Source organism: Actinomadura sp. NPDC049753 (genome assembly GCF_040674655.1).
Taxonomy (GTDB): domain Bacteria; phylum Actinomycetota; class Actinomycetes; order Streptosporangiales; family Streptosporangiaceae; genus Spirillospora; species Spirillospora verrucosospora.
The window spans coordinates 1-7,407 of the sequence record NZ_JBFARL010000296.1 but is presented as its reverse complement, the minus strand read 5'-3'; the positions used below and the strand labels follow the sequence as shown (position 1 = coordinate 7,407).

Here is a 7,407-nt window from a genome sequence, read left to right as displayed (position 1 = left end):
GCTGAGATCGGCCCGCCGGGACACGGCGAGTCGCACCTCCGGATCCGGATCTATGGCCAGTTCGGCGACGAGATCGGCCGGGAGGCTCGGTTCGGGCTCCGCGACGGTGTAGTACTCGTGGAAGATGCCCTGCATCCAGCTGAAGATCGCGGCGGTGAGCAGGAGCCATCCGCCCCACAGCGCCAGGGCGGCGCGGGCGGGGTCGGTGCGGGGCGCGCGGCGCGTGGCCCACAGCCCGGCGGCGAGCAGGACGAGCGCGGCGGGCAGCAGCCAGGAGATCTGGCCGCCGATGACGGGCCCGAACATGCGGCCCCATCCGGCGTCCTGGTCGAGGTTGCCGAGGCCGCCGGTCTCCTCCCCGTTGAGGCGTCCGAGCCCGTTGTAGCCGAGGGCCAGTTCCAGGACGGAGTCGTGCTGCGATCCGCCGATGTAGGGGCGGGCGGAGGCGGGCACCAGCGCGACGGCCGCCACCCACCAGCCGGCCGAGGCCAGCAGCACTCCCCCGGCGGCGGCCAGCTGCCACAGCCGGCGCCGCCAGGGCGCGGGCGCGGCGAGCAGGTAGACCAGCGCGAACACCGGGACGACCAGGAACGCCTGGAGCATCTTGGCCAGGAACCCGGTTCCGGTGCAGGCGGCGGCGAGCAGCAGCCACCGGGTGCCCGCGCTCTCCTGGGCGCGCAGCGCCGCGTAGGCGCCGCAGGTCAGCAGCAGCACCAGCAGGGCGTCGGGGTTGTTGAACCGGAACATCAGCGCGGCGACCGGCGTCAGGGCGAGCGCGGCGCCGGCGAGCAGGGCGGCCCAGGCGGGGAAGCGGCGGCGGACGGCCGCGTGCAGGACCGCGACGGTCGCCACGCCCATGAGGGCCTGCGGGACGAGGATGCTCCAGGCGTTGACGCCGAACAGCCTGGCGGCCAGGGCCATCGGCCACAGCGCGGCGGGCGGTTTGTCGACGGTGATGGCGTTGGCGGCGTCGGAGGAGCCGAAGAAGAACGCCTTCCAGCTGGTGGCGCCGGCCTGGACGGCGGCGGAGTAGAACGCGTTGGCCCAGCCGGACGCGCCGAGTCCCCAGATGTAGGCGATGCCGGTCGCGGTGAGCAGGGCCAGCAGCGCGGGCCGGGCCCAGGCGGGGTCGGCGGCGGGTCCGCGCAGCAGCCGCCGCGGGAGGCCGTCCCACCCGCGCGGGGTGCGGTGCGCGGGCGGGGCGGCCGGGATCGTGGTGGTCATCGTCGTCTTCCTGTTCAGCCGAGCTTGTAGAGCCGGGCGCCGCTGGAGCCGTCGCCGGTGCCGCCGGTGGCGCCGCCGTAGGCGCTGGCGTCGACGGGGGTGGCGTTCTTCTGGACCCAGGCGGTGACGGCGGTGTCGCCGCCGCCGGGGCCCATGCGGCCGCCGAGCAGGATGTAGCGGAGCTTGCCGTCCTTGACGTACTGCTGGAGCTTGGCGACGGTCATGGCGGGGTCGCTGCCGGTGAAGCCGCCCATGGCGATGACGGGACGCCCGGTCCGCAGGATGATCGAGGAGGCCTCCTGGGCGCTGGAGACGGCGACGAGCCAGGTGGCGCCGCCCTGGTTCTTCTCCAGGTAGTTGATCATCTGGGTGTCGGCGCCGCCGCCGGGGCCGCCGCCGAACCCGCCGCGCGCTCCGGCTCCGCCGGGCCGCTGCCCGCGCCCGTCCGCGCCCCGCCCGTCGGGCGCCTGCCCGTTCTGGCCGCCCGCCTGCCACTGGGGCGTCAGCCCGCCCGGGTCCTGTCCGCCGGGGGCCTGTCCGCCGGGCATGGCGGGGGGCGTGCCGCGGCCGCCGGGGAAGGCGCCGCGCGGCCCGAAGCCGCCGCCGGAGGTGGGGCCGGCCAGGGGGTTGGTGCCGTTGGACGTGGTGGAAGCGGCCGCGACGGCGTAGGCGCCGGGGCCTGCCAGGCCCGCGGCCACGGCAAGGACGATCCCGGCGACGGTGGCGCGTGTCCCGGCGCGGCCGGAGACCCGTCCCGCGATCAGGGCGGCGACGGCCAGGACGGTGGCGGCGGCGACGGCCCACCGCAGCCACGGGTTCCAGGACGGGGTGCGGTCCAGCAGGACGAACGCCCACGCGCCGGTGACGGCGACGCCCGCGGGCAGGACCCACGCCCAGGCCCGCGACGTGCGGTGGGCGCGGGTCAGCAGGACGGCTCCGGCGCCGGTGAGCGCGGCGATCGCGGGGGCCATGGCGGTGGAGTAGTAGGGGTGGAAGGTGCCCTGGGCGAAGCTGAACACCACGTAGTGGACGGCGAGCCAGCCGCCCCACAGCAGCAGCGCGGCGCGTGCGGGGTCGGTGCGGGGTCGGCGGCGCAGCAGGACGAGTCCGGCGGCCAGGGCGAGGACGGCGAACGGGATGAGCCAGGAGATCTGGCCGCCGAGGATGTCGTTGAACAGCCGCCCGGCGCCGGACTGGCCGCCGAAGCCGCCGCCGCCTCCGGGGCCGCCGCGCCCGCCCTGGCCGCCGCCCTGGCCGAGGATGCGGCCGAGGCCGTTGTAGCCGATGACCAGGTCCCAGGCGGTGCCGTCGGTGCTGCCGCCGATGTAGGGGCGGGAGCGGGCGGGGATGGCGTCGACCAGCAGCGTCCACCACAGGGAGGAGGCGGCCAGGACGGCGCCGGCGGCGAGCAGGTGCCCGATGCGGCGGGCCGGGCCGGGCCGGGCGGCGACCAGGTAGGCCAGGGCCAGCGCGGGGACGACCAGGAACGCCTGGAGCATCTTGGTGTTGAAGCCGCATCCGACGAGGAACGCCGCGAGCAGCAGGGGCCGCAGCCGGCCGGTGTCGATGGCGCGCTGGCAGGCCCATGCGGCGGCGACCAGGAACAGCACCAGGAGGGTGTCGGGGTTGTTGTCGCGGTTGATCGCGACGGTGATCGGGGTGAGGGCCAGGACGGCGGCGGCGGCGAGCGCGGCGGCGTGCCCGAAGGCGCGGCGGACCGTCGCGTACAGGACGGCGACGGCGGCGGTGCCGGCGGCGACCTGCGGGAGCAGCAGGCTCCAGGTCCCGAATCCGATGACGCGGGCGGTCAGTCCCATGGCCCACAGGGCCATGGGGGGTTTGTCGACGGTGATGTAGGAGCCGGCGTCCAGGGAGCCGAAGAAGAACGCCTTCCAGCTCTGGGTGCCGCTCTTGACGGCGGCTGAGTAGTAGGAGTTGGCGTCGCCGGCGGCCGTCAGTCCCCACGCGTACAGGGCGGTGGCGGCGATCAGGACGGCCCACAGGGCGGGGCGCGCCCAGCGGGGGTCGCCGTCGGGTCCGAGGAGCAGGCGGCGGGCGCGGCCGCGGGGCGCGGTGTGCCCGGCGGCGGGCGGCGGCGGGGTGAGGGTGGAGGTCATGCCGGGGTCCCTCCGGTGTTGTCGTGGGCGGGCGCGGGCGCGGGCGCGGCGGCGGGTGCGGCGGGGTGGTCGCCGAGGCGGCGGGGGTGGAAGATCCAGGCGCGCATGAGCAGGAACCGGGCGAGGGTGGCCAGGGCGTTGGCGGTGACGAGCGCGGCGACCTCGACGGCGCGTCCGGCGCCGGGCGCGGCGGCGTGCAGCAGGGCCAGGCCGCCGGTGCTGAGGGCCAGGCCGAGCAGGAACGCGGCGCCGCCTTCGAGCTGCTGGCGCATGGCGCGGCGGGGGCCGGTGACGCCGAAGGTGAAGCGGCGGTTGGCGGCGGTGTTGCCGACGGTGGTGATCACCAGGGAGAGGGCGTTGGCCCACAGCGGCCCGAGGAACAGGCGCAGCAGGACGAACAGGATGAGCTGGGCGAGCGTGCTGAGGACGCCGATGACGGCGAAGGCGGGCAGCTGGCGGGCCATGCCGGCCGGGAGCGCCGCGGCGGGGCCGGGGCGTCCGCCGACGGGGGCGCGGAACGCGCCGGTGAGCATGCGGCGGGCGACGCGGGCCATGCCGCGCAGGTCGTCGCGGGCGGTGCGCAGGACGTCGACGCGGCTGTCGGGGTCGTCGACCCAGTCGACGGGGACCTCGTGGATGCGCAGCCCGTTGCGTTCGGCGAGCAGCAGCAGCTCGGTGTCGAAGAACCACTCCTCGTCCTCGACCGAGGGCAGCAGCGCCTGGACGATCTCGGTGCGGGCGGCTTTGAAGCCGCACTGGGCGTCGGTGAAGCGGGCGGCCAGCGCGGTGCGCAGCAGCAGGTTGTAGCAGCGCGAGATGATCTCGCGGCGGGGGCCGCGCACGACGGCGGAGCCGCGGGTCAGGCGGGAGCCGATGGCCAGGTCGCTGTGCCCGGAGATGAGGGGGGCGACCAGCGGCAGGAACGCGTCCAGGTCGGTGGACAGGTCGACGTCCATGTAGGCGACGACGTCGGCGTCGCTGGTGCCCCACACGTGGCGCAGGGCGCGGCCGCGGCCCTTGTCGCGCAGGCGGACGGCGCGGACGCGGGGGTGGCGGTCGGCCAGGTCGCGGGCGATCGGCCAGGTGGCGTCGGTGCTGGCGTTGTCGGCGACGGTGATGCGGAAGGGGTAGGGAAGGGTGTCGGCGAGGTAGGCGTGCAGGCGTTCGACGCTGGCGGCCAGGACGCGTTCCTCGTTGTGGACGGGGACGACCACCTCGACGAGCCGTCCCCGTCCGCCGTGGTCGTGCGGCGGCGGGGGCGGCGCGGCGGGCGTGCCCGGTTCGGTGATGAGGTGACTCATGGGACCGAGGTTCGGGGGCCGGTGTGGGAGGGCGGTGAGCCGTGTCTTAACGCCGCATGAGAAACCCGCCGGGGGGTGTTCAGTCGCCGGGGCCGGGGGTGCCGGGGAGGTGGACGCGGGCGAGGGTGCCGCCGCCGGGGGCGGGTTCCAGGGCGACGCTTCCGCCGCATTCGGCGACGACGCGCGCGACGATGGACAGCCCGAGCCCGGAGCCGGGCAGGCTGCGGGCCGACGGGGAGCGCCAGAACCGTTCGAACACGTGCGGCAGGTCGGCGGCGGGGATGCCGGGGCCGTGGTCGCGGACGGTGAGCTCGCCGTCGTGCAGGGCGGCGGTGACGGTGCCGCCGGGCGGGCTGAACTTCACGGCGTTGTCCAGGAGGTTGACGATGGCGCGTTCCAGTGAGGCGGGGTCGCCGTGGACGTGCCAGGGCCGGGCGTCGCAGGTGACGGTGAGGCCGGGGCCGCGCAGGCGGGCGCGTTCGACGGCGCGGTCCAGGACCTCGTGCAGGGCGACGGTCTCGTGGACGGGGGCGGTGTCGGCGGGGCGGGCCAGTTCCAGCAGGTCGCCGACGAGGCTGGACAGTTCCCGCATCTGCGCGCGGACGCTGGCCAGCAGGTTGCGGCGGGTCTCCTCGGGCAGGTCGCGGCCGGCGGCCTCTGCGCGCAGCAGCAGGTCGATGTTGGTGCGCAGGCTGGTCAGGGGGGTGCGCAGCTCGTGGCCGGCGTCGGCGATGAGCTGCTGCTGGCGTTCGCGGGAGGCGGCCAGGGCGGCGGTCATGGTGTTGAAGGAGCGGCTGAGCCGGGCGATCTCGTCGGTGCCCTCCTCGGGGATGCGGGTGTCCAGGTCCTCGGTGCGGGCGATGTGCTCGACGGCGCCGGTGAGCTCGTCCACGGGCCGCAGCGACGCGCGGGCGATCATGAGTCCGGCGGCGGCGGAGACCAGGACGCCGAGGGCGGTGACGGCGGTGAGCAGCAGCGCCAGGTTGTCCAAGGGCCCCTGGACCTCGTCGAGGGAGATGGCGTAGGACACGGCGGCGGGGGTGCCGTCGGGCAGCCGGAACGAGCGGGTGAGGATCCGGACGCCGTCCTCGGTGCCGGAGGCGGTGACGCCGGTGCCGTCGTGGTAGGCGTGGTCGCGTTCGCCGCGGGCGACCCGCGCGTCCTCGGCGCCGACCTGGAGCGCGCCGGCGCCGGGGACGGTGCAGCGCCGCCCGTCGGCGCGGACCATCTGCATGATCTCGTAGGGGCCGGGCGGCGGGTTCTGGGCGCCGGTGCCGGTGGGCTCGGAGGAGCAGGCGGCCAGGATCGCCTCGGGCCGGCGGGGCAGGCGGGGGCCGTGGAAGGGGGGCTGCCCGTCGCGGTGGCCGCCGTCGCGGGCGCCGGGCGGGCCGCCCGACACCGCGCCGAGGCGGCGGTCCAGTTCGCGGTACAGCTGGTTGCGGGTCAGCAGCCATCCGGCGCTGGCGCAGGCGGCGACGGCGAGCGCGACGGCGGCGGCGGTGAGCAGCGCCATGCGGGCGCGCAGCGTGAGCCGCCGGGTGAGGCGGCGGGCGACGGGGGCGCGGGTGCTCACGGGGACGCCGCCGGGCGCAGCACGTACCCGACGCCGCGGACGGTGTGCACCAGCCGCGGCAGCCCGCCCGCCTCGGTCTTGCGCCGCAGGTACATCACGTACACGTCCAGGGAGTTGGAGGCGGGTTCGAAGTCGAATCCCCAGACGGTCTCCAGGATCTGCTCGCGGGTGAGGACCTGGCGGGGGTGGGTGAGGAACATCTCCAGCAGCATGTACTCGGTGCGGGTCAGTTCCAGGGGGCGCCCGGAGCGGGTGACCTCGCGGGTGAGGGTGTTCATGCGCAGGTCGTCGAAGGCCAGGACGTCGCCGGGTGCGGCGCCGGCGGGCGCGGGGGCGGTCATGGCGGCGCGGCGCAGCAGGGCGCGGACGCGGGCGAGCAGCTCGTCGAGGTCGAACGGCTTGGCGAGGTAGTCGTCGGCGCCGGCGTCCAGGCCGGTGACGCGGTCGCCGACCATGTCGCGGGCGGTGAGCATGAGGACCGGCATGGTGGCGCCGAGGGCGCGCAGCCGCCGGCAGGTGGTCAGGCCGTCCATGCGCGGCATGAGCACGTCCAGCACGACCAGGTCGGGGGCTTCGCGCTCGACCTGGTCCAGGGCGGTGACGCCGTCGGCGGCGCCGGCGACCCGGTAGCCCTCGAACTCCAGGCTGCTGGTCAGGGACTCGCGGACGGCGGGTTCGTCGTCGACCACGAGGATCCGCGGGGGCGGTGCGTCCTGCGGGCCGGGTTCCATGCACTCACGGTAGACAGCGCCGGTGGGCGGCCCGGCCACCGGCGGGCGTTTCTCATGGTTCTTTCAGAAACTTCTGAGGGGCGGTTCAGCGTTCGCGGTCGGGGGACGCGCCGACGTCGGCGGTGGTGTCGGCGGTGGCGTCGGCCCACACGTCGCCGCCGCTGGCGGCGGGCTCGTCGGGCTCGGCGGTTTCGACGGTGGCCTCGATGACGACGGCGGTCGCGGCGGCCGGGCGGGGCGCGGCGGGGCGGGTGGCGGTGGTCCAGGTGGTCTTGGCGACGTCGACGACGACGTCGCGGGACACCTCGACGATGATGCCGCGCAGGGTGTCGCGCAGGGCGAGCTTGAGCGCGTCGCGGAGCAGTTCGCGGAGGACGGCCTCGACGGCGGCGGTGGCGGCGCGGGCGGCCAGGTCGCGGGCGGTGCGGGCCAGGGCGCTGCCGGCGGCGGCGGCGAGCAGC

General features: G+C 76.1%; 6 protein-coding genes. All 6 read right to left on the bottom strand.

Annotated elements, in window-relative coordinates; all coding sequences use genetic code 11:
- Positions 1–1,224, bottom strand: a 1,224-nt coding sequence (locus AB0K37_RS38925) for a glycosyltransferase family 39 protein (protein ID WP_363990349.1), incomplete at its 3' end; no start/stop codon positions are given.
- A gap of 14 nt (positions 1,225–1,238) precedes the next feature.
- Entirely contained in the window at positions 1,239–3,341 is a 2,103-nt protein-coding gene (locus AB0K37_RS38920; protein ID WP_363990346.1) for a glycosyltransferase family 39 protein, read from the bottom strand.
- Positions 3,338–4,642, bottom strand: a complete 1,305-nt coding sequence (locus tag AB0K37_RS38915; protein WP_363990344.1) for a bifunctional glycosyltransferase family 2/GtrA family protein — start codon at positions 4,640–4,642, stop codon at positions 3,338–3,340. Before AB0K37_RS38915 ends, AB0K37_RS38920 begins: the two co-directional genes overlap by 4 nt.
- A gap of 79 nt (positions 4,643–4,721) precedes the next feature.
- Positions 4,722–6,215 carry a HAMP domain-containing sensor histidine kinase gene (locus AB0K37_RS38910; RefSeq protein WP_363990342.1) on the bottom strand — a complete coding sequence of 498 codons (1,494 nt, stop codon included), beginning with the start codon at positions 6,213–6,215 and terminating at the stop codon, positions 4,722–4,724.
- Positions 6,212–6,946: a response regulator transcription factor gene (locus tag AB0K37_RS38905; RefSeq protein WP_363990340.1), complete on the bottom strand. Its 735-nt coding sequence runs from the start codon at positions 6,944–6,946 to the stop codon at positions 6,212–6,214. Before AB0K37_RS38905 ends, AB0K37_RS38910 begins: the two co-directional genes overlap by 4 nt.
- A gap of 85 nt (positions 6,947–7,031) precedes the next feature.
- Positions 7,032–7,407, bottom strand: a 376-nt coding sequence (locus AB0K37_RS38900; protein WP_363990338.1) for a hypothetical protein, incomplete at its 5' end; no start/stop codon positions are given.

What these genes read in the sequence shown, in the direction of transcription:
- AB0K37_RS38920 (WP_363990346.1), bottom strand. Translation starts at nt 3,341, where the DNA reads ATGACCTCCACCCTCACCCCGCCGCCGCCCGCCGCCGGGCACACCGCG.
- AB0K37_RS38915 (WP_363990344.1), bottom strand. Translation starts at nt 4,642, where the DNA reads ATGAGTCACCTCATCACCGAACCGGGCACGCCCGCCGCGCCGCCCCCG.
- AB0K37_RS38905 (WP_363990340.1), bottom strand. Translation starts at nt 6,946, where the DNA reads ATGGAACCCGGCCCGCAGGACGCACCGCCCCCGCGGATCCTCGTGGTC.